The following is a 22417-nucleotide window of genomic DNA, read 5'->3' as shown; positions in this document are numbered from 1 at the left end:
GGCTCGCCGCGGAGCGCGCACGGCTCATCGCAGCGCGTCCGGCGCGGATCAGGCCGAGCGGCGCTCCGGCTCGCGGCCGAGCAGGAAGTCCCGCAGGCCGCCCAGGCCGCGGCCGAAATCCTCCTGCAGCAGATACAGGCAGGGCACGAGGAACAGCGTGATGATCGTGGCGAAGATGATGCCGAAGCTGAGTGAGATGGCCATGGGGATCACGTACTGGGCCTGAGTGCTGGTCTCCGCCATGATGGGTGCGAGTCCCGCCGCCGTGGTGAGCGAGGTCAGGATGATGGGCCGGAAGCGCTGCTGCGCCGCGTCCTTCACCGCCTCCAGCCGGGCGATGCCCTCGGCGCGGGCCCGGTTGACGAAGTCGATCAGGATCAGGCTGTCGTTCACCACCACGCCGGCGAGCGCGATGATGCCGAACAGCGAGAACATGCTGATGGCCTCGCCCATGACGATGTGCCCCAGCACCGCGCCGATGAGACCGAACGGGATCACCGACATGATGATCAGCGGCTGGGAGTAGGAACGCAGCGGGATGGCGATCAGCGCATAGATCAGGAACAGGGCCGCGATGGACGCCACCGAGATGTTGCGGACGAAGTCGCGCTCCTCCTGGCTCGCGCCCTCGAGGCCGTAGGTCACGCCCGGATAGCGTGCCAGCAGGCCCGGCATGTAGTCCTCGCTGATCTCCCTGATGATCGGGCCGGGTTCGACCCGGCTCGGATCGATGTCCGCCGACACCGTGATCGTGCGCTTCCTGTTCAGCCGGGTGATGCTGGAGTACGCCTCGTCGAACTCGATCTCCGCCACCGACCCGAACGGCACCTCGGCGCCGTCGGGGGTGCGGATACGCATGTTCTCCAGATCGGCCACGGAGCGCCGCTCCTCCTCGGGATAGCGCACCATCACCTTGAGCTCGTCGGTGCCACGCTGGATGCGCTGTGCCTCCTCGCCGTAGAACGCCTGGCGGACCTGGCGGCCGAGAGATGCCATGTTCAGCCCGAGCGCCTCGGCCTCGGGCCTGATCGACAGCCGGATCTCCTTGCCGCCCGAACTCGACGAATTGCGGATGTCGAACACGCCCTCGTATTCGGCCAGTTTCGCCTGCAGCTCCTCGGCCGCCTGCTCCAGCGTCTCGTAATTGCTGCCGGACAGGCCGAAGCTGAGCGGCGCACCGCCGCCCATGTGATCGCCCGCGCGGAAATCCAGTTCCTTGATGCCCGCGATGTCGCCGACTTTCTCGCGCCAGAGGTCGGCGAACTCCTCGCCCTCGATCGGCCGGTTCTCGCCGCGGTGCAGCTCCACGATGGCCTGTCCTCCCACTTCGCCGCTCGTGAACATGCCGACCCGTTCCACCGGCTCCGGGGCGCCCGGGTTCGCGGCGGTGTATTCGCGATTGATCTCGAAGACGGCATTCTCGAGGCGATACAGCGCCGCATTGCGCGCCTCCGGCGACGTGCCCTGCTGCATCTGCAGGCTGGACTGGACGAAGTCGCCCGGTACCTCCGGGAACAGCACCGTGCGCACAATGCCGCTCTGCATGACGCCGACGGTCAGGATGAGGATGGCGACGAACACCGTGGTGCTGATGCCGCGGTTGCGTATCGCCCGATCCAGGAACGGCAGGTATTTCGTCTCGACCAGCCAGCGCAGGCCGTGCTGGGTATGACGCTGCAGCTTCTGGAAGAAGCGCGGCACCCGCTCGCGCCAGTGGATGTGGCGCTGTGGCCGGAACAGGTCGTCCTCGTCGATGGGCTTGATATTCGCGTTCGCCAGATGCGCCGGAAGGATCAGCTTGGACTCCACCAGCGAGAACAGCAGGCAGAGGATCACCACCACGGACATGGCCTCGAAGAACGGCCCGGCGAACCCGCCCACGAACAGCATCGGCGCGAAGGCGGCGATGGTGGTCAGCACGCCGAAGGTGGCGGGCACCGCCACGCGTTTCGCCCCGGCAATGACGTTGTCCAGCGTGTGGCCGTCCGCCCGCGTCTTGGTGTAGATGCTCTCACCGATGATGATGGCGTCGTCCACGACGATGCCGAGCACCAGGATGAAGCCGAACAGGCTGATCACGTTCACGGTCACCGGCCAGGGCATGTGAGGCATCAGCCACAGCGCACCGAAGAACGTTACCGGTATGCCGACGATGACCCAGCCCGCCACTTTCATGCGCAGGAACAGCGACAGGATCAGGCAGACCAGGATCGCACCCTGGAACATGTTCTTCAGCATGAGGTCGAGGCGGTCCTGCAGGTAGTAGGCCCGGTCCACCCAGACTTCCATGTCCACGCCGTCCGGCAGCGACGGGCGCTTCTCCGCGACGTAGCGTTTCACCGCCGCGGCGGTCTCCAGCTCGTTCGGATTACCGCTGGCGAGCACCCGCAGCACGGCGGTTCGCTCCCCGTTGAAGTGGGCGAAGCCGTCCGTCTCCACGAAGCCGTCGTCGATGTTGGCGATGTCGCCGAGCGTGAGTCGGGTGCCGTCCGGATAGGTGCGCAGCACGAGCTGCGCGAACTCCTGCCCCGTATACACCTGGCCCTCGGTGCGCAGGAGGATGTCGCCGCCCTCGGAGCGGATGGCGCCGCCGGGCATGTCCACGGAGGAGTCCCGTATCGCCTGGGAGATCTCGCTCATCGTGAGCCCGTACTTGCGCAGCACGTATTCGGAGACCTCGACACTGATCTCGTAGTCCCGGTCGCCGAGAATCTGGATCTGGTTCACCGCCGGCAGGCGCATGAGCTCGTCGCGGACCTCCTGGGCGACCTCCTTGCGCATGTAGGCATCCATGTCGCCGAAGATCGAGAGGAACACCACGTGGATGGGGAATTCCTCCTTGTAGATCACCGGCTTCTCGGCGAGGGCCGGGAAGGTGGCGATGGCGTCGACCTGGGTCTTCACCTCGCTCAGCACCTCGTTCAGGTCTTCGCCCTGGGCCACCTCGGCGCGCACGGTGCCCATGCCCTCGCTTGCCGTCGAGCGGATCTCGATGATGCCGTCGATGTCCTGGATGGCCTCCTCGACCTTGATCACCACCCCTTCCTCGACCTCCTGGGGAGCGGCGCCGAGGTAGGGCACGCGCACCACCACCGTATCCACTTCGAAGTCGGGCGTGGTCTGCTTGCGGATGGTGAACGTGGAGACCACGCCGAAGGCGATGATCAGGAACATCAGCAGGTTGGCGGCAACGTGATTGCTGGCGAACCAGGCGATGATGCCCTTCTGGTCCGTGGTCTGCTTCGGTCTGCTCATTGGGCGCCGCCCTGCTGTTCCGCGCCGGCGGCGAGGCGCTCCCTTTCGGCGCGGTCGCCGGCTTCGGTCCGCACCCGCATCCCGTTGATGGGCGACTCCAGCGCCGTCAGCGTGATGCGCTGGCCCTTCACGGAGTCACTGTGCAGGTACGCGTACTCCGCGTCGGCACGGATGATGTCGACCGAACGAATGCGCAGGCGGCTGTCCTCGTCGACGAACAGCAGCTGGTTGTTCGCCCGCAGCGCCCGCCGGGGCACCCGGATGATGTCGCCCATGGTGACGCCGTCGATCTCCGCCGCCACGAACGTGCCCATGGGCAGCGGCGTGCGCTCGTCGTTGCCGGCCTCCAGGCCGTAGGGATCCTGGATCCGGGCCACGGCGTAGGTCACCCGGTTGGTCTCGTCCACCACGCCCTCGGTGCGCACGATACGCGCCTGCCAGGTGCCCGCCCGGCCCTCGCGCACGGCGGTCAGCCGCACGGACGGCCCCTCGACCGCGCCGCCCTCGGTAAGCTGTCCGGGCTCGGGCAGGTCCACGAACGCAAGGTCCTGGTCGGTCAGCGGCAGGCGGATCTCCGCGTAATCCGTGGCGAACGTGACGGCCAGCCGCGTGCCCGGCGTCACGTACTGGCCGATGTCGGCCTCCTTGGCCCGCACCATGCCGTCGTAGGGCAGCGTGATGCGGGTGCGCTCCAGATCCCGCTTCGCCCGGGTCAGCTCCGCGCGGGCGGTGGCGAGCGCAGCCGCCGCGGAGGCGAGGTCCGCCTCGGCCCGGTAACCGCTCAGCCGCAGCTTCTTCGACCCCTCGTACTCGATCTCACGCTGCTTCAGCAGCGCTTCCGCCTGCTCCACGGCCACCCGGTAGTTGGTGGGGTCGATGCGCAGCAGTTCCTCGCCCTTCTCGAAGACGCCGCCGGCTACGAACTTCGGCGAGGTCCAGACGATGGGCCCGGAGACCTCGGCACTCAGCACGGTCTCCGTGCGCGGCCTGACGGTGCCCTGGGTGGTGACGCGGAAGTTCACCGCGGTCTCCTCCAGCGGCATCACTTCCACCAGCGGATCGATCTCCGCGACCTCCCGTGTCTGGGGCGGCGGCTTCATCCGGGACATGAATATCGTGCCGCCCACCGCGGTGGCGAGGATGGCAACGATCACAGTAAAGCGGAGTATCTTTCGTTTCATGGGCAACCGTCGTTTCGAGGCTTTCCACGGGTCCACCGGCAAGTTCATCGAGTGGACGCCGGACATGGTGTTATAGTCAACTATAGCACCAAATCAGTCAAGGCCTCCCGCGCCTGCGGCCTCGAATTCGATGCCGGTGGCGGCAAATCGTTCATTACATCGCACCCCTGCCCGACGGTGGAATCCGGGCAGCCCGCAAGACGGACCGGCCGCGCCGCGCCATAATTGGGGGTGATCCGGCAGAAATCCAGAGCCGGCAGCCGCGCCGGCAGGAGGGGAGCAAATGCACCGCTACCAGGCAGACGTCATCGTGATCGGCGGCGGCATCGCGGGCATCGCCGCCGCGTGGGAGGCCCTGGAACGCGGCCGGCGGGTGCTGATCCTGGACCGCGACGCGGAGGAGAACTTCGGCGGCCTGGCGAAGGAGAGCTTCGGCGGCATCTGGTTCGCCGACTCGCCCCTGCAGCGCAAGCACCGCATCCGCGACAGCCACGCCCTCGGCCTGGACGACTGGCTGGCATTCGGCGAACTGGGCCCCGACGACCACTGGCCGCGCGCCTGGGCCGAGGCTTACGTGGAACGCTCCGTACCCGATGTCTATGAATGGCTCACCGGCCTCGGCGTCGATTTCATGCCCATGCCGCTGTGGGTGGAACGTGGCCTGTACGTGCCGGGCAACTCGGTGCCCCGCTGGCACATCGTCTGGGGGACCGGCCACGAACTCGCCGTGGTGCTGGCCGAGCGGCTGCTCGACCACCCGCGCAAGGAGTTCCTGGAGTGCCGGTTCGGCCATCGCGTGGGTACGCTGACGACGCATGAAGGGCGCGTCACGGGCTGCCGCGGCCGCATGGAGGACGGCGGAGAGGCGTTCGAGGCCACGGCGGAGTCCGTCATCATCGCGGCCGGCGGCATCAACGGCGACCTGGAGCGCGTGCGCCAGAACTGGCACACGGACTGGAGCGACCCGCCCGAGGTCATCCTGAACGGCTCCCACAAGTACGCCGACGGCATGTTGCACGACGCGGCCGCAGCCCACGGCGCGAACATCACCCACCTGGACTGGCAGTGGAACTACGCGGCCGGCATCCCGCACTGGAAGCCCCGCAAGCCCCACCACGGCCTGTCCCTGGTGCCCCCGAAATCCGCCCTGTGGCTCAACTGGCGGGGCGAGCGCATCGGCCCGCAGCCGCTGGTGACCGGCTACGACACCCACGACCTCGTCGCACAGATCTGCCGCCAGGAGCGAGCCTACTCCTGGCAGCTCCTGAACCGGAAGATCGCGCTGAAGGAGCTCGCCATCTCCGGCGCCGAATTCAATCCGTCGTTCCGCGAGAAAAAACGGCTCGCCGTGGCCCGCGACCTGCTGCGGGGCAACCGCTGGCTGTTCGACGAGCTGGTCGCGAACTCGCCGGACTTCCTCGTCGCCGACACCCTCGAAGAGCTGGTGGCGCAGATGAACGACCTGGTCGGCGACGGCTCGGTGGAACTCGACGCGGTCGAGGAGGCGGTGACCCGTTACGACCGGCTGATCGATCTCGGGCCGCGTTTCCACAACGACGACCAGCTGCGCCGCATCGCCTTCGCCCGCCGCTGGACCGGCGACCGTCTGCGCACCTGCAACGCGCAGAAGATAGCGGATCCGAAGGCCGGCCCGTTCGTCGTCATCAGGGAATTCATCATCAGCCGCAAGAGCATGGGCGGCCTGCAGACGGACCTGGACTCCCGCGTGCTGGACGCCGCGGGGCAGCCGATCCCCGGCCTGTTCGCCGCCGGCGAGGCGGCCGGCTTCGGCGGCGGCGGCATGAACGGCAAGCGCGGCCTGGAGGGAACCTTCCTCGGCGGCTGTCTGCTCGGCGGCAGACTCGCCGGCCGCGCCGCCTGACCGAACGGCCGGCCGGGAATCTAGCCGACGGTGTGGCGCTTCAGCGCCCGGCCGATGTAGCGCACCTTCTGGCGGAACGGGAAGCGGCCGAGGTTGACCTTGACCACGCCCTCCGTGAACACGCTCTTGCGGGAATAGTCGATGTTCACGTCCACGATGACCGGCCGCCCGTCGGCGGCGATGGCCAGTGCCTCACCGATCACCCGGTCCACGTCGCCGTCGTTCGCCATGGGCAGATAGGCCGCCCCGGTGGCCGTCGCGACGCCCTCCACCTTCAGGTCGCCGATGACCGTGCAGGTCTTCTCCTTCAGCGGCAGCGACTGGAACTGCGAAATCTGCGCCAGCTCGCCGTCGTGGAAGACGAAGAAGATGGCCCCTATGCCGTTGCTCGCCGCTGTCAGAATCTCCAGCGCCGTCATCATGAATGCGCCGTCGCCGACGATGGCGCACACCTGTTTGTCCGGATGCGCGAGCTTCACGCCGATGGTGCCGGGCACGCAGTAACCCATGCAGTTGAAGTCGGTGGGCGAGATGAGATGTCTCGACTCGTACACGGGGAACTGTTCGGCCGTAAGGAAGGTGTGGTTGCCGTCGTCCACCACCACGTAGCAGTCCCGGTCGAGCTGCTCGCGCAGCGAGCGGAAGAAGATGCCGGGGCTCACCTTCTCGTCGCTGGTCTTCTCCCGCCAGCTGGCGAAGAAGGCCTCCTTGTCTTCGCGGATGCGCTGTCGCAGTTCGTTGTGCGCCACCGGCGTCTCGCGCCGCTTCTTCAGCTCGTCACGCAGCGCCCTCATGAACTTCGAGCCGTCCGCCTCGACGGCGACGGTGGCAGGGTAATTCTTGTCGAATACCCGCGGGTCGATATCGGCATGGATCAGCTGCTCCGGTATCTCCATGCCGTAGCTGCCGGTGGCGAGTTCGGCGAAGCGCACGCCCACGGCCAGCAGGCAATCCACCTTCGCGAAGGCGTTGCGGGCCGCCGGCACCGCCGAAGGCCCGAAGCCCATGCCGGTGTGCAGGGCGTGGTCGTGGGGGAACACGCTGATGCCCTGCATCGTCGTCGCGACGGGCGCGCCCAGCAGGTCCGCGATCTCCACGCTGTATTCCGTGGCCTCCCGCGCGCCCCAGCCGAGGTAGAGACCGGGCCGCTCCGCCGCCAGCAGCATCTCCGCCGCCCGCTCCACCAGGGCGGCATCGGGCCGGGGCGACTCGTACGAGGGCCGGTAGGGCTGCGGCTCGTCGACGTCGGCCGTGAACATCTGCACGTTGCTCGCGATCTCCACGAACACCGGCCCGGGCAGGCCGGAGGTGGCGATCTCTGCCGCCTCGTAGATTCTCGGCACCACGTCCTCGTGCCGGTCCACCAGGAAGGCCGCCTTGGTGATGCCGTCCAAGACCTGCTGCTGATCCAGCTCGTGCAGCTGGTAGTGCCGGCCGGAATCGCGCCGGATTCCGCCCGAGATCACCAGCAGCGGCACGCCGTCGAGATACGCCTCGCCGATGCCGCTCATGGCGTGGGTCATGCCGGCGGCCGGCACGATCACGAGGCAGCCGATGGAGTCCGAGACCCGGCTCCAGGCCTCGGCCATGAAGCTGCCGCCCTGCTCGTGGGTGACCAGCACGGGCGTGATCTGCTCGCTGCGGTTCAGCTCGTCGTAGATCTCCGTGTTGTGCACCCCAGGCACGCCGAAGGTGTAACGCACACCGATATTCTCCAGGGCTCTCGCCGCGAGCCAGGCACCGCTGCGTTTCATGTCCGCTCTCCGTTGATCACAGGCGTCCGGGAGTCGGACGCAGGTGGTAGTCGAATCCCCGGCCGCTCAGCCGCGCGTTCATCCAGAGTATCAGCATACCCTCGATCTCACGCGCGTAGCGCGCCGGGCCAACATCCAGCGCCTCGAATCCGAGCTCCCGGACCAGCCCGGCGACCCGCGCCTTCGCCTCCACGTCGTCGCCTGCCAGCGGGATGGTCACCGGCCCGCCCGCGATGGCCGGATCCGCCATGGTCTGCCAGGAGAGGGTGTTGAACGCCTTGACCACCCGCGCGCCCGGCGCGGCTGCCTGGATGCGCTCCGTGATGGAGTCGTCGATCGTCCGCACCGCCAGCCGGTCGTCCGTGAAGCGGAACGGATTGGTGGGATCGACGACGATCTTGCCGGCCAGATCGCCCAGGCTCTGCGTCAACTCGACCGCCACCGCGGCGGGCACGGCCAGGATCACGATCTCCGCCGCCGCCGCGGCGCCGGCCGGGGACGCAGCGGAGGCCTCGCCCGGCGTGCTCCCGACGAGTTCGCGCACCCGATCGGCCTCCGGCGTCCGCGAGCCGTAGACCACCGTATGGCCGAGCGCGCCGAGCCGCGGTCCCAGCGCGCCGCCGACGTCTCCGGTGCCTATGACGGCGACGCTCGCGGCCTGCACCGGCGCACCCGCAATAAGAAAGATCGCAGTGATCACTTTGAAAAGCTGTGGCATCGTCACCATCCTGTCTGCCTATACCGTGTAGGAGGGCCTTCAGGCCCGACCGCGTATCGCGCCTGAAGGCGCTCCTACAGGGTGCCTGTAGGAGGGGCTTTAGCCCCGATTCATTAACCGGTCGGGCCTGAAGGCCCTCCTACATGATAGCCCGGCGCCGCACGAACGAGAGCCATCGATGTTTCCGCTACGCGACGAGAATCCGCATTTCCTGACGCCCTATGCGACCTGGGGACTCATCGGATTGAACGTGCTCGCCTGGGTGCTGGTGCAGGGCCTCGGCACGGAGCCGGCGCTTTCGCGCTCGATGTGCAACCTGGCACTGATTCCCGGCGAGGTGCTGCAGACGGCGTCGCCCGGCACGCGGGTGCCGCTGGGACCGGGCATCACCTGCGTGCTTGGCGACAGCTCCACCTGGTACACCACCATCACATCCATGTTCCTGCACGGCGGCTGGTTCCACCTGATCGGCAATATGTGGTTCCTCTATATCTTCGGCAACAACGTCGAGGACTCCATGGGCCACACGCGCTTCGTTATCTTCTACCTGCTGTGCGGCCTCGCGGCGGCGGCCCTGCAGACCGTGTTCGACCCGGACTCCACCATCCCCATGGTGGGCGCTTCCGGTGCCATCGGCGGCGTCATGGGCGCCTACATCCTGCTGTACCCGAAGGTGCGGGTGCACATGCTGATCGTGTTCGGCTTCTACATCACCACCATCGCCGTGCCCGCCGTGTTCATGCTCGGTTACTGGTTCCTGCTGCAGCTGATCAGCGGCTTCAGCACCATCGGCTCCCAGGGCGGCGGCGTGGCCTTCTGGGCGCACGTGGGCGGCTTCGTGGCGGGCGGACTGCTCATCCTGCTGTTCCGCGACCCGCGTCTGGTCAAACGCCATCCCAACCACGGCTGGAACCCACGCGGCTGAGTCACCATCCGGTCGGGAAAACTCGACCAGCGCCGATGCCAACGACGAGCGCCGGGGATTGAAAGGGAGCGCTTGCGACACTATCTCTGCGTTCCAGAGGCAACCACATCCCTGTGACGCAGTGAACGAACGCAACGAACAGATCGAACCCCGCGCGGAGGAAGAGAACGGCGAGTCCCGCATCCCCGAGGATGTCCTGCTGGTCCTGCCCGTGCGCAATCTCATCGTCTTCCCCGGAGCGGTGACACAGGTGGCGCTCGGCCGCGAGATCTCCATTGCCGCGGCCCAGGAGGCCGTGAAGAACGATCGCAAGCTCGGCCTGGTGCTGCAGCGCGATCCCGCCGTGGACGAACCCGGCCCGGAAGACCTGTACAAGGTGGGCACCGTCGTCAGCGTCGTGCGCTACATTACCGCGCCGAACGGCATGCACCACCTCATCTGCCAGGGCGAGGAGCGCTTCCGGGTACTCGACTTCGTCCCCGGTCTGCCGTTCATGGCGGCGCGCTTCGACACCATCCCGGAGCCGAAAGGCACCAGCCCGGAGGCCGAGGCGCTGGCGAATCACGTCAAGCAGAAGGCCGGCGAGCTGATCCAGCTGCTGCCCCAGGTGCCGCCGGAACTTCCGACAGCGCTGCAGAGCATCGAGTCGCCGGGATTGCTGGCCGACCTGGTCGCAGGACTCATCGACATCAAGCCGGCGGAGAAGCAGTTCATCCTGGAGACCGTCGAGGTGCGCGAGCGCCTCGAGCGGCTGGCGGAATTCCTGACCCACCGCCTGAAGGTGCTCAAGCTCTCGAAGGAGATCGACGAGCAGACCCAGGACAAGATCGACGAGCGCCAGCGCGAGTACCTGCTGCGCGAGCAGCTGAAGACCATCCAGAAGGAGCTCGGCGAGGACGAGGGCGCACCCGAGGCGGAGGAGATCGAGCGGGCCATCGACGAGGCCGGCATGCCGCCGGAGGCCGAGAAGCAGGCCCGCAAGGAGCTGAAGCGCCTGAAGGCGATGCCGGAGGCCGCAGCGGAGCACTCCATGATCCGCACCTACCTCGACTGGCTGGTCTCCGTGCCCTGGTCGAAGGAGGACGAGGAAAACATCGACATCGCCCGGGCCCGGGAGATCCTGGACGAGGACCACTACGGCCTGGACAAGGTGAAGCGGCGCATCCTCGAGTATCTGGCGGTGCGCAAGCTGAATCCGACCGGGCGCAGCCCCATCCTGTGTTTCGTGGGCCCGCCGGGCGTCGGCAAGACCTCGCTGGGCCAGAGCATCGCCCGTGCGCTCGGCCTGGAGTTCGTGCGCGCGAGCCTCGGCGGCGTACACGACGAAGCCGAGATCCGCGGCCATCGCCGCACCTATATCGGCTCCATGCCGGGCTCGGTCGTACAGAGCATCGTCAAGGCGGGCACCCGCAACCCGGTGTTCATGCTGGACGAGATGGACAAGCTCGGCGTGGGATTCCACGGCGACCCGTCGTCGGCCCTGCTGGAGGTGCTGGACCCGGAGCAGAACTCCACGTTCAAGGACCACTATCTGGACGTGCCCTTCGACCTCAGCAAGGTGCTGTTCGTCGGCACGGCCAACGTGCTGGACAACATCCCGGGGCCGCTGCGCGACCGCATGGAGGTGATCGAGCTGCCCGGCTACACCCAGGAGGATAAGCTCGAGATCGCCCGGCGCTACCTGGTGGGCCGCCAGCTCGAGGCGAATGGTCTGACCGCCGAGCAGGCGGCCATCGATGACGAGGCCATCGAAAAGCTGATCGACGGCTACACCCGCGAGGCGGGCGTGCGAAACCTGGAGCGCCAGATCGGCGCGGTGCTGCGCCATGCGGCGATGAAGATCACCGAAGGCACGGCGGACTCCGTACACGTGACCGCGGAAGACCTGCAGTCGATCATCGGCGCGCCGAAGTTCGAGAGTGAGGTGGCGCTGCGCACCAGCGTGCCGGGCGTCGCCACCGGTCTCGCCTGGACGCCGGTAGGCGGCGACATCCTCTTCATCGAGGCGAGCCGCATCCCCGGTCAGGGCAAGCTGATCCTCACGGGTCAGCTCGGTGACGTCATGAAGGAGAGCGCCCAGGCGGCGCTCAGCCTGAACAAGAGCCGGGTGGACCGTCTCGACGCCGCCGCGAAGGCGTTCGAGGAGAACGACGTGCACATCCACGTGCCGGCAGGCGCCATCCCGAAGGACGGGCCCAGCGCCGGCGTGGCCATGTTCGTCGCCCTCGCCTCGCTGCTGAGCGGCCGCAACGTGCGCAAGGATGTGGCGATGACCGGCGAGATCAGCCTGCGGGGCCTGGTGCTGCCGGTGGGCGGCATCAAGGAGAAGGTGCTCGCGGCGCTGCGCGCCGGCATCCATACGGTGCTGCTGCCCGCGCGCAACCGGAAGGACCTGGAGGACGTGCCCGAATCGGCCCGCGACCGGCTCGAATTCATCTGGCTGGAGAACGTGGACCAGGCGCTGGACGCGGCGCTGGAACCGGAAGGCGCAGAAGACAAACCGCAGGCGGCGTAAATCTCCATGTAGGAGGGCCTTCAGGCCCGATTTTTTAAGGGATCGGGGCTAAAGCCCCTCCTACAGGCCCTCCTACGTCATTCCTCGTCCAGGAATTCGTCCTCGAAGAAGTCGTCCATCGGCGGATCGCCGTCGTAGATGAGGTACTCCCGGCGCTGCAGGTAGGAGCTGCGGACGAAGAGATAGGGATCGTTCGACGCCTGGATCTGGGAATCTACGGAGAGCAGCCGGGCCCGCATGTCGACGATCTCCAGCACGAACAGCTTGTCACGGATCGAGGACTCGTCGATGTAGTACAGGCCGTTGAAGCCGATATCCGCCGGCCGCGAGATCGCGTCGCGCAGTGTCGCCGGCCCCAGGAAAGGCAGCACTACGTAGGGTCCGGCCGGCACGCCCCACACCGCCAGGGTCTGGCCGAAGTCCTCGTCGTGTTCCTCCAGCCCGATATCGGAGCCGACGTCGATCAGCCCGCCGAGCCCCACCGTCGTGTTCACCAGCAACCGCCCCGTGTCCGACAGCGCGGCCCCCGGCTTGCCCTGGAGCAGGTTGTTGAAGATGACGAAGGGATAACCGAGATTGCTGAAGAAGTTGCCGACGCCCTGGCGTACCAGCGACGGCGTCACCTTCTTGTAGCCCTTCGCCACCGGCTTCAGCAGCAGCCGATCGAACGTGTCGTTGAACTGGTAGGTCGCCCGGTTGACCGGCTCCAGCGGATCCGGCGTGGCGCCCGGGTACTCCGGTTGCGACGCGCAGCCGCCCAGGAACGGGACCAGGAGGGCGGTCAGCAGGAACGAGCGGACCAGGCTCTGCGGGCTTGGCTGCATAGGGTAGCTCTCAACGACTTCGGATTCCGGGGCGGTTCGCCGCGACTATAGAAGGCGGACGGCGGCATCGTCCAGTCCGACCGCGGATATCGATCGAAACCGGCCGACCGCCCCCCCGGGGAGGCGGCTATGGTGGATTACCGGCATCGACAGCCCCGGCGGCTTTGCCGATAATCGCCGCGGCCGCCGGAGTAGCCCATGTTCCATATCGTCGATACCGACATCTTCGACCGTCCGCTGCTGGACGAGCTCTGCGAACTGACCACCGCGGTGCGCACCGTCGCCAAGCCGGCCGAGGGCGCCCGCTTCCTGCAGCACCTGCTGCCCACCCGGCGGGCCATGCTCTACTTCACCCAGCCGAGCACCCGCACGTTCCTGTCGATGAACAACGCCTGCCACGTGCTCGGCATCCGCACCAGCGAGATCCGCAACCCGGAGGTCTCCTCCGAGGTGAAGGGCGAGACCTTCGAAGACAGCATCCGCACGTTCAGCTCCTACGTGGACCTGATCATCATGCGCACGCCCGAGGCCGGTTACGCCGCCCGCGCTGCCGCCCTGATGAACAACATTCCGCGGCCCGTACCCATCATCAACGCGGGCAGCGGCAAGGACCAGCACCCTACCCAGGCCCTGCTCGACATCTATACGCTGGAGCGCAGCTTCGAGCAGCGGGGCGGCATCGACGGCAAGACCATCGGCATGATGGGGGACCTAAAACGCGGCCGCACGGTGCGTTCGCTGAGCCGGCTGATGCGTTATTACGAGGGCGTCAAACTCGTCTTCATCGCGCCGCCGGCCTACGAGATGGAACCGGACATAAAGAACTTCCTGACCGAACACGGCGTCGAGTTCCACGAGACGCGGCGCCTGCACGAGATACTGCCCGATCTGGACGCCCTATACGTCACGCGCATGCAGTTCGAGCACGACGTGGCGGACGAGTCCTCCGGCGTGAATCTCGCCCCCTTCACGGTCGGGGAGCGGGAACTCGGGCTGATGAAGAAGGACACCGCCGTCATGCATCCGCTGCCGAGGGGCCCCGAGATCCAGCCCGAGGTCGACCGGGATCCCCGGGCGATGTACTGGCGCCAGGAGAGAAACGGCATGTGGATGCGCGTGGCGCTGATGGCGAAGATCTTCGGCGTGAGCGAGGCCATCACCGAGGCGTTGCCGAAATACGGCGACGCCTGAGGGCTCACTCCTCGCGAATCTTTCCGCCGCCGTGCTGGCCGGCCTCCGGCTGCAGACTCCAGCGATCCGGCCGCGCGGCGTCCCATTCGTCGCGCATGCCGCGGGGCAGGTCCCGGTCCTCGAGTAGCTGCCCCGGCTCCAGGAAGTCGTAGAGTTCCTTCATGTTCCGCACCCGCAGGTCGTCGACCCGGCGGAAGATGTGCTCCGGGCGCAGGTCGCGGGGGTCCGTGAAGCCCATGGCACCGAGCAACTCCAGCATCCCCTTCAGCGTCTCCCGGTGCCAGCGAGCGACCCGGCGGCTCTTCTCCTCCACGTGCAGCCCGTAGACCAGGGACGGCTTCTGGGTGGTGATGCCTGTCGGACACAGGTTCGTGTTACAGCGCAGGGACTGGATGCAGCCGAGCGCGAACATCATGCCGCGCGCCGAGTTGCAGGCGTCCGCGCCCAGTGCCAGGGCACGGATCATATGGAAGCCCGTAAGGATCTTGCCGCTGACGAACAGCCGGATGTCGTCGCGCAGGCCGGCGCCCACGAGCGCGGTGTGTGCGAGTATCCAGGCATCCCGCCCGGGCATGCCGACCGAATTCGAGAACTCCAGCGGCGCGGCGGCGGTGCCGCCCTCGCCGCCGTCCACCGTGATGAAGTCGGGCTTGATGCCGGTCTCCAGGATCGCCTTGCACAGGGCGAAGAAGTCGCTGCGCCGGCCGATGCAGAGCTTGACGCCGACCGGTTTGCCATCGGCCAGCCGGCGCAGCCGGGCGATGAACTCCATCAGGCCGGCCGGCGTCGAGAACTCCCGGTGGCTCGGCGGCGAGAACACGGTCTCGCCAACCTTCACGCGGCGGATGGCAGCGATCTCCTCCGTCACCTTGACGCCGGGCAGGATGCCGCCGTGGCCCGGCTTGGCCCCCTGGGAGAGCTTCAACTCGATCATGCGCACGCTCTCCCGCGCGGCCTGGCTGCGGAAGAGTTCGTCGTCGAAGCGTCCGTCCCCCGTGCGGCAGCCGAAGTAGGCCGTGCCGATCTGCCAGACCAGATCGCCGCCGGGCTCGAGATGATAGGGAGACAGACCGCCCTCGCCCGTGTTGTGCTGGAAACCCTCCGCCTTCGCCGCCCGATTGAGCGCCAGGATGGCGCGGCCGGAGAGCGAGCCGTAGCTCATGGCCGAGACGTTCAGCAGCGAAGCCGCGTACGGGCGGGTGCAATCCGGCCCCCCCACCGTCACGCGGGGCACATCCGCCGGCGGCTCCAACGCGGCGATGGAGTGCTCGGCCCACTCGTAGCCGACCCGATAGACGTCGCGCTGGGTACCGAAAGGCTGCGTCTCCAGATCGCCCTTGGCCCGCTGGTAGATGACGCTGCGGAATTCGCGCTCCACGGGGTAGGCATCGATATTCGACTCGATGAAATACTGCTGGACCTCCGGCCGCACGCCCTCCAGCAGATAGCGGAAGTGGCCTATGAGAGGGAAGTTTCTGAGGATGGTGTGCCGGGTCTGCAGCGCGTCGCGCAGCCCCAGCGCTACGAGGGGCAGCACGGGCACGAGCGCCCATAGCGCGCCGGGCCAGCGCAGCGCCGTGAGGCCGATGACCGTAAGCACCGTCAGGGACAGGCCGTAGAACCAGTTACGAACCATGGGATCTCCTCGGCGGTCGGACTGCCCGATGCTGGCGCGAGTCCGTCCCGGTTACAAGGGCGGTTGCGACTTGTGCGACTTGCGCCGCCGATTTCCCTGCGTCAGTCTGAATCCATGCCTTCGGACAAGAACAGCCTCGGCCCGTATCGGAAGAAGCGGGATTTCTCGAGGACGCCGGAGCCGGCGACCGGCGGCAGCGGAAATGGTGACGACGACGGCAGCCGGCGCTTCGTGATCCAGAAACACGACGCATCCAGCCTGCATTACGACTTCCGCCTGGAATTCGACGGCACACTGAAGTCGTGGGCCGTACCCAAGGGGCCTTCGACCGATCCGCGCGAGAAGCGCCTGGCGATCCGCACCGAGGATCACCCGCTGGACTACGCGGACTTCGAGGGCGTCATCCCGGAGGACGAGTACGGCGGCGGCACGGTGATGGTCTGGGACGCCGGCACCTATCGCAACCTGCGCGCCGACAAGGGCGAGGACTCGCTGGACATGCCGGGCTCGCTGCGCGGCGGCCTGATCGAGGTATGGCTCGACGGCGAGAAACTGAAAGGCGGCTATGCGCTGAAGCGTATCGAGGCGGGCGAGAAGTCCCAGTGGCTGCTGATCAAGATGGACGACGACGAGGCCGACGCCCGCCGCAACCCGACCAATACCCAGAACCGTTCCGTGAAGACCGGCCGTACCATGCATCAGATCGCGAAGGGCGGCGAGGACGACTCGTGAAGGAGCCGTTCGCGTCGCTCCCGGAGGCCTCCCGGGAGAAACTGCAGCGCGAGGGCATGCCGGACTGGACGGCCCCCATGCTCGCCACCCTCACCGACGACCATTTCTCCTCGGAAGACTGGATCTACGAGCGCAAGCTGGACGGCGAACGCTGCCTGGTGTTCCGCGACGGGCGCGGGCTGCGCATCCTGTCGCGTAATAAAAAGAAGCTGAACGACACCTACCCGGAACTGGTCGAAGCACTGGAGGAAGCCGGGCCGGAACGCTTCATCGCCGACGGCGAGATCGTGGCCTTCGACGGCAAGGTGACGAGCTTCAGCCGGCTGCAGCAGCGCATCGGCATCAGCGACCCGGACGAGGCGCGCGCCACCGGCATCGGCGTCTGGCTGTATCTCTTCGACCTGATCTACCTCGATCCCTACATGCTGGACGAACTGCCGCTGCGCAGCCGCAAGGGTCTGCTGCGCGATGCCTTCGATTTCGGCGGCCGGCTGCGCTACACCCGCCATCGCAACACCGAGGGCGAGGCGTACTACGAGGAGGCCTGCAAGAAAGGCTGGGAGGGCGTCATCGCGAAGAAGGCAGACGGCCGCTACGTTCACTCCCGCTCCCGCGACTGGCTGAAATTCAAGTGCGTCAACCGCCAAGAACTCGTCATCGGCGGCTACACGGACCCGAAGGGCTCGCGCAAGGGCTTCGGCGCGCTGCTGGTCGGCTACTACGAAGACGACGAGCTGCGCTATGCCGGCAAGGTAGGCACGGGCTTCGACGACGAGACGCTCGAGGATCTGCACGGCCGGATGCAGGACATCGAACGGGACGAACCGGCTTTCGACGACGAGGTGCGGGAGAAGAACCCGCACTGGGTGAAGCCCGAACTGGTCGGCGAATTCGGCTTCACCGAGTGGACCGACGACGGCAAGCTGCGCCACCCGCGCTACATCGGCCTGCGCGAGGACAAGCCGGCGAAGAAGGTGCGGCGGGAGCGCCCTCAAAGTGTCTGACCAGGATGTCTGAGACGAGCCATGTCTGAAGAAAGCCGCCGACTGAGCTTCGGGCGCCTCGTGGTGGAAACCTCCAGCGAGGACAAGGTGCTTTATCCGGACGCCGGCATCACCAAGGGCGACGTGATCGAGTACTACCGCAACGTGGCGGAATACGCCCTGCCCTGGGCGGCGGACCGCTTCCTTACCCTGCAGCGCTTCCCGGACGGCCTGGGCGAAGACGGCTTCTACCAGCAGGCCCGCGCGGACTACTTCCCCGACTATGTCGAGGGCGTCACAGCAGACCGGGTGGGCGGCGGCGAGGTGGAACACATCGTGGTTCGCAACGCCGCCGGGCTCGTCTACCTGGCCAACCAGGGCACGCTGACCATCCACGCCTGGCTCAGCCGGCGCGACCGGCTGCACCACCCGGACCGGATGGTGATCGACCTGGACCCGCCCGACGACGACTTCGGGCCCGTGCGCGACGCGGCCCGACTCACCGCCGACTTCCTGCGCGAGCTGGGGCTCACGCCCTACGTCATGACCACCGGCTCCCGGGGCCTGCATGTGGTGGTCCCGCTGGACCGCAGCGCAGACTTCGATGCGGTCCGGGACTTCGCGCGCCGCGCCGCCGACCTGCTCGCCGAACGCCACCCGGACACCCTCACGGCGGAGCAGCGCAAGGACAAGCGCAAGGGCCGCCTGTACCTGGACGTCATGCGCAACGCGTACGGCCAGACGGCCGTGATGCCCTACAGCCTGCGCGCGAAGCCCGGTGCGCCGGTGGCGACGCCGCTAGCCTGGGACGAACTGGGCGCCGGCGACCTCACGGCGCAGCGCTACCACATCGGCAACCTGTTCCGCCGGCTAGGCCAGATCGAGGACCCCTGGGCGGACATGAAGCGCCACGCCGCCGGCATAGCGGCCGCAGCCGAAGGCCTGACCAGCATGTAGGAGGGGCTTCAGCCCCGATCTTCGCGTGAGGTGGCCGAACGCTGATCGGGGCTGAAGGCCCTCCTACATGCCCATCGAAGCCGTGCCGCATCCAGGGCGGCCAGGAAAGAACCCGTCAGACCAGGTCGCGCTCTATGGCTTCGTCCCAGTTACGGCTGAACACCCGCTTGTCGCCTTCCCAGGCGTCCAGGGTGGCGGTGATGTGGAAGTGGGTCGGTGTGGAAGTGAGGACCGTGCGGGTCTCGGTGCGGATGCGCCAGTCGCCGCGGGCCAGGCTGCGTTCCCAGTAGGTTTCGCCGCGGGCCGTGGCGACGTCGTCCGCGCGGGAGCTGTACCACTCCAGCGCCTTTGCGCCCACCTCGAGGTCTATATCTCGGATCACGTAGCGCCCGGAGTCGTTGATGACCTCCAGGGTCGAGATATCCCGGGCGAGATCGGTGTGCACGATCCAGTTGTGATGGCCGCCGTCTATCACCCGGCGTTCCAGCGGCGGCGTGCCCACCGGCTCGCCGAAGCCTTGCAGCTCGTCGTCTTCGGGGCGCGGCGGGCGCTCCGGCAGCGACAGGCTGCTGCCGGCCACGTGCAGCTCGATGCGCGCCGCTTCCGGCGCCGGCCAGGCCAGCGGCCAGTAGGAGGTGGAGACCGACACCCGGAGGCGATGGCCGGCGGGGAAGCGGTGGGCCGCCTCGTTCAGCGTCACCCGCACCCGGTAGTGCCGGCCGGGTTCCAGCGGCTCCGGCTCCTCGCTGCCGTTGCGGTGGGTCAGGTTCAGCAGGCCGTAGGTGACCCGGGTGGCCTTGCCGTCCGGCAGCACGTCGGAGAGTCGCACGGCCAGCATGGCGACGGGGCGGTCGGCGGAAACCTCCAGTTCGGCGACCGGCTGGCCGAGGATATCCACTTCCTCTTGCAGCGGGTCGGTCTGGAATACGAGCGCGCCTCCGTCCTCGTGGCGCTGGTCGTGGGCGAGATCCGGGCCGGCCGCGTAGGAACACCACTTGCCGGCGAACAGCCCCACCGTCAGCGGCGACTGCAGACCGATCGCGTAGGGCTCCACCTCCGTCTCCGGCGGCCGCAGGTGATGACGGGTGAAGCGATAACGGCGCTCCACCACGTTCGGCGACGGCCAGGCGGGCTCGGCCACCCAGCGTCCGGGCCGCTCCAGATAGCTCGTCGTCGGCGGCACGCTGTCCTGCATCCAGGCCTGCAGCATAGGCTCGTCCATGATGCCGGTGTCCACGCCCTTCAGCCACTGGTCCCACCAGCGCAGAATCTCGCCCAGGAAGTCGATGGCGGGGCCGGGCATGCCGATATGGGGATACTTGTGGCTCCAGGGGCCGACCAGACCCTTGCGTGGCACGTCCAGGTTCTCGAGCAGCCGGAACACGGCGTTGGAATAGCCGTCGCTCCAGCCGCTGACGGCATAGACGGGGCAGCGGATGGCGCCGAAGTCCTCGCACACCGAGCCGTGGCGCCAATAGGCGTCGCGGCGCTGATGCCGCAGCCACTTGGCCAGCCACAGGCCGCTGCCTTCGAGGCGCTGGAACCACATGTCGCGCCAGCGGTCACCCACGAGCTCCGGGTCCGGCGGCATCGTGTTGTAGGCGAACATGGTCGACGCCCAGGACAGATTGTCGCCCAGCAGGCAGCCGCCCATGTGGTGGATGTCGTCGGCGTAACGGTCGTCGGTGGAACTCAGCGTGACGATGGCTTTCAGCGCCGGCGGCTGCATGGCGGCGATCTGCAGGCCGTTGAAGCCGCCCCAGGAGATACCCATCATGCCGACGTTGCCGTCGCACCAGGGCTGTTCGGCGACCCAGCGGATCAGCTCGCAACCGTCGTCCAGCTCCTGCTGCAGGTACTCGTCCTCCAGCACGCCTTCGGATTCGCCGCTGCCGCGCAGATCGGCACGGATGCACGCATACCCGTGACCGGCCATGTAGGGATGAGCCAGCGCATCGCGCGCCGCCGTCCCGTAACGCTTGCGATAGGGGATGTACTCGAGGATCGCCGGCACGGGGCGCTCGGCCGCGTCTTCCGGCATCCAGATGCGCAGCGCCAGACGCACGCCGTCCGGCATCGGCACCTCCACGTTCTCCAGTTCGCGTACCTGATGGGGCAGTTCGTCGACGAATCTCATGCAGCGTCCTGTCCTGTGGGTTCCACCTTGAAGCTGATCTGCGCGTTGCAGCCTGTCACTGTGGACCGTGTGCGCCGCAGGACACCACCGTGGAGACCACGTACGAAGCGCGCACGGGCAGGAGGGCCTTCAGGCCCGACCATTGGAATGAATCGGCGCTGAAGCCCCTCCTACGGCTCAATCGGGTCGGGCCTGAAGGCCCTCCTACATCCTCTTCAGAACGACCAGCTCACCGATCCGCCGACGCCCCAATCCGGGCTGCCGTCGGACAGGCCGGCCAGCGCGTACACCTGGGCGCCGAGCCGGGGCGAGACCTCGGTGTCGAAGAACACGGAGACCTCGGTGGCGGCATCGCCGCCGTCGATCAGCTCGGGCCGGTAGCTCACCAGCGTGCCGACGCGATTGTCACGGCCTGCCCACAGGGCAACGCCGCCGGCGACGAACCAGGTGTCGTCCAGGTCGAGTCCCGCGGGATCGCCCCGCCATTTGTAGCCGACCGTGCCCATCCACATGAGGTCGCGCTGGAACACGTAGCCGTCCAGCTGCAGTGAATAATCGGTCTCGCCGGTGCCCAGTCCCTTGTCCTCGTCGGCCGTACCGAGCTTCACCTTGGCGGTGACGTCGAGCACCGCGTTGTCGCTCTCGGCCAGGCCCAGCCAGGTTCCCGACAGCAGGACATCACCGATGCCGCTGTCGGACACGTCGTCACCGCTGCCCACGATCACGTCGCCGCGGCGTCCGATGATGGAGCCTTCGGGCGCACTCACGTAGGCGTATGGCACCGTCGCGCGCAGCGAGAACTGCTCGCCCGTCCAGGACAGCGTGACCGGCACGTAGATGTCGTCGATATCGCTGTCGCCCCCGTAGTCGCCGGTGGTGTATTCGGCGCCGACGGTGAGGGTCGTGCGACCCTCCTCCGCCAGCGCCGTACCGGCGGCGCCCGCCAGAGCGAGCACCGCCAGCGTCGCCGACACCACCACCGTCCGTCCCGGGCACTCAGCGTGCTTGGCATTCATAGCGGCACTCCGTTGCTTATTCGGTCTCGGGCAGCGTCATGCCCTGTTCGCGGGCCCGTTCCATCATCTGCTCGCGATGCTCGGCGCGGATGCGTTCGCGTTCCTGCTCCGACTCCGCATTGTTGAGGCGCTCACGGTAACGTGCACGCTCCTGCTCGGTCATGAGTCCACCGGCGAAGATGCCCTTGCCTTCGTCATCCATGTGAATCCGATCGCGATCGCGGTCGCGGTCGCGGTCCATGTCCTTATCCATGTCGCGGTCGCGGTCCTGATCCATGTCCTGATCCATGTCGCGGTCCCGGATCTGGTCCTTGTCGCGGTCGCGGTCGCGATCCTGGTCCTTGTCGCCGGCCATCGCGTATTCGCGATCCTGCAAACGCTCACGTTCCATCAGGCGATCGCGGTCCATGGTCCGGTCCCGATCCATCTGCGCATCGCGCGCGACAGCGCCGCGTTCGCCGCCGGAACCCTGCCCGCCGCTGCCGGCGCCCTGCATGTCGGCCGCCGCAATGGCGGATCCGGCCAGCAGCGCCGTGGTGGCGAGTCCAACCAGAAGATTCCTGGTACGCATGATTCAACCCTCCATGTCACTCTTCCGTGCTCCCTCGCAGGGTCCATTGAACGCCGCAGCCGGGCATCCGTGAATACGTAGAATTGGAAGGGCCGTCCGTGTCAACGCAAGGAACGCTGATGCGTTATCGAAGCATGTAG

Annotated in this window: 16 protein-coding genes; 7 read left to right on the top strand and 9 right to left on the bottom strand. The window is 67.3% G+C overall.

Annotated elements, in window-relative coordinates:
- Positions 1–48: 48 nt before the first annotated feature.
- Positions 49–3255, bottom strand: coding sequence for an efflux RND transporter permease subunit (locus tag ACJMKZ_RS00555; protein ID WP_405231176.1), 3207 nt, complete (start codon positions 3253–3255; stop codon positions 49–51).
- The gene (locus ACJMKZ_RS00550; RefSeq protein ID WP_405231174.1) at positions 3252–4436 is read right to left on the bottom strand and encodes an efflux RND transporter periplasmic adaptor subunit; all 1185 of its coding nucleotides are present in this window, start codon (positions 4434–4436) and stop codon (positions 3252–3254) included. The genes ACJMKZ_RS00555 and ACJMKZ_RS00550 overlap by 4 nt, the downstream gene beginning before the upstream one ends.
- Positions 4437–4719: 283 nt before the next feature.
- Here ACJMKZ_RS00550 and ACJMKZ_RS00545 point away from each other — a divergent pair, with 283 nt between their 5' ends.
- Complete coding sequence (locus ACJMKZ_RS00545) at positions 4720–6318, top strand: FAD-binding dehydrogenase (RefSeq protein ID WP_405231172.1); 1599 nt, start codon at positions 4720–4722, stop codon at positions 6316–6318.
- Between the two features lie 20 nt (positions 6319–6338).
- On the opposite strand, the gene ACJMKZ_RS00540 is transcribed toward ACJMKZ_RS00545, so the two are convergent.
- Both ACJMKZ_RS00540 and ACJMKZ_RS00535 read right to left on the bottom strand, forming a co-directional pair.
- A complete protein-coding gene (locus tag ACJMKZ_RS00540; protein ID WP_405231171.1) occupies positions 6339–8072 on the bottom strand; it encodes a thiamine pyrophosphate-binding protein in 1734 nt (577 codons plus the stop codon).
- 16 nt (positions 8073–8088) lie between these two features.
- The gene (locus ACJMKZ_RS00535; protein ID WP_405231169.1) at positions 8089–8790 is read right to left on the bottom strand and encodes an NADPH-dependent F420 reductase; all 702 of its coding nucleotides are present in this window, start codon (positions 8788–8790) and stop codon (positions 8089–8091) included.
- Between the two features lie 178 nt (positions 8791–8968).
- On the opposite strand from ACJMKZ_RS00535, the gene ACJMKZ_RS00530 reads away from it, so the two are divergent.
- Both ACJMKZ_RS00530 and lon read left to right on the top strand, forming a co-directional pair.
- A complete protein-coding gene (locus tag ACJMKZ_RS00530) occupies positions 8969–9715 on the top strand; it encodes a rhomboid family intramembrane serine protease (protein WP_405231167.1) in 747 nt (248 codons plus the stop codon).
- Between the two features lie 121 nt (positions 9716–9836).
- Positions 9837–12230 (top strand): endopeptidase La, encoded by a 2394-nt coding sequence (gene lon / locus ACJMKZ_RS00525; RefSeq protein WP_405231166.1) that lies wholly within the window; start codon positions 9837–9839, stop codon positions 12228–12230.
- 77 nt (positions 12231–12307) lie between these two features.
- Here the strand turns inward: lon and ACJMKZ_RS00520 are convergent, their stop codons facing one another.
- Positions 12308–13054 carry an MlaA family lipoprotein gene (locus ACJMKZ_RS00520; RefSeq protein WP_405231165.1) on the bottom strand — a complete coding sequence of 249 codons (747 nt, stop codon included), beginning with the start codon at positions 13052–13054 and terminating at the stop codon, positions 12308–12310.
- 198 nt (positions 13055–13252) lie between these two features.
- Here ACJMKZ_RS00520 and pyrB point away from each other — a divergent pair, with 198 nt between their 5' ends.
- The gene (gene pyrB, locus ACJMKZ_RS00515; RefSeq protein ID WP_405231163.1) at positions 13253–14245 is read left to right on the top strand and encodes an aspartate carbamoyltransferase; all 993 of its coding nucleotides are present in this window, start codon (positions 13253–13255) and stop codon (positions 14243–14245) included.
- 4 nt (positions 14246–14249) lie between these two features.
- Here the strand turns inward: pyrB and ACJMKZ_RS00510 are convergent, their stop codons facing one another.
- On the bottom strand, positions 14250–15881 hold the full coding sequence (locus tag ACJMKZ_RS00510) for an FMN-binding glutamate synthase family protein (RefSeq protein WP_405231161.1): 1632 nt from the start codon (positions 15879–15881) through the stop codon (positions 14250–14252).
- Between the two features lie 114 nt (positions 15882–15995).
- Between ACJMKZ_RS00510 and ACJMKZ_RS00505 the strand changes: the two genes are divergently transcribed.
- The 3 genes from ACJMKZ_RS00505 to ligD (ACJMKZ_RS00495) are packed head-to-tail and all read left to right on the top strand — an operon-like array spanning position 15996 to position 18553.
- Positions 15996–16613, top strand: a complete 618-nt coding sequence (locus ACJMKZ_RS00505) for a DNA polymerase ligase N-terminal domain-containing protein (RefSeq protein WP_405231159.1) — start codon at positions 15996–15998, stop codon at positions 16611–16613.
- Positions 16614–16669: 56 nt separating this feature from the next.
- The gene (gene ligD, locus ACJMKZ_RS00500; RefSeq protein ID WP_405231739.1) at positions 16670–17617 is read left to right on the top strand and encodes a non-homologous end-joining DNA ligase; all 948 of its coding nucleotides are present in this window, start codon (positions 16670–16672) and stop codon (positions 17615–17617) included.
- A gap of 21 nt (positions 17618–17638) precedes the next feature.
- On the top strand, positions 17639–18553 hold the full coding sequence (ligD, locus tag ACJMKZ_RS00495) for a non-homologous end-joining DNA ligase (RefSeq protein WP_405231158.1): 915 nt from the start codon (positions 17639–17641) through the stop codon (positions 18551–18553).
- A 115-nt stretch (positions 18554–18668) separates the two neighbouring features.
- Here the strand turns inward: ligD (ACJMKZ_RS00495) and ACJMKZ_RS00490 are convergent, their stop codons facing one another.
- The 3 genes from ACJMKZ_RS00490 to ACJMKZ_RS00480 all read right to left on the bottom strand — a co-directional run bounded on the left by ACJMKZ_RS00490 (position 18669) and on the right by ACJMKZ_RS00480 (position 22277).
- On the bottom strand, positions 18669–20690 hold the full coding sequence (locus ACJMKZ_RS00490) for a CocE/NonD family hydrolase (protein ID WP_405231157.1): 2022 nt from the start codon (positions 20688–20690) through the stop codon (positions 18669–18671).
- A gap of 215 nt (positions 20691–20905) precedes the next feature.
- The gene (locus ACJMKZ_RS00485) at positions 20906–21706 is read right to left on the bottom strand and encodes a hypothetical protein (RefSeq protein WP_405231156.1); all 801 of its coding nucleotides are present in this window, start codon (positions 21704–21706) and stop codon (positions 20906–20908) included.
- 16 nt (positions 21707–21722) lie between these two features.
- A complete protein-coding gene (locus ACJMKZ_RS00480; protein ID WP_405231155.1) occupies positions 21723–22277 on the bottom strand; it encodes a hypothetical protein in 555 nt (184 codons plus the stop codon).
- Positions 22278–22417 lie beyond the last annotated feature (140 nt).

Origin of the sequence: Lentisalinibacter salinarum (assembly GCF_040706555.1) — a bacterium.
Taxonomy (GTDB): Bacteria; Pseudomonadota; Gammaproteobacteria; order Steroidobacterales; family Woeseiaceae; genus Lentisalinibacter; species Lentisalinibacter salinarum.
The sequence above is the reverse complement of the archived record's forward strand: the minus strand, read 5'-3'. Positions and strand labels throughout refer to the sequence as shown.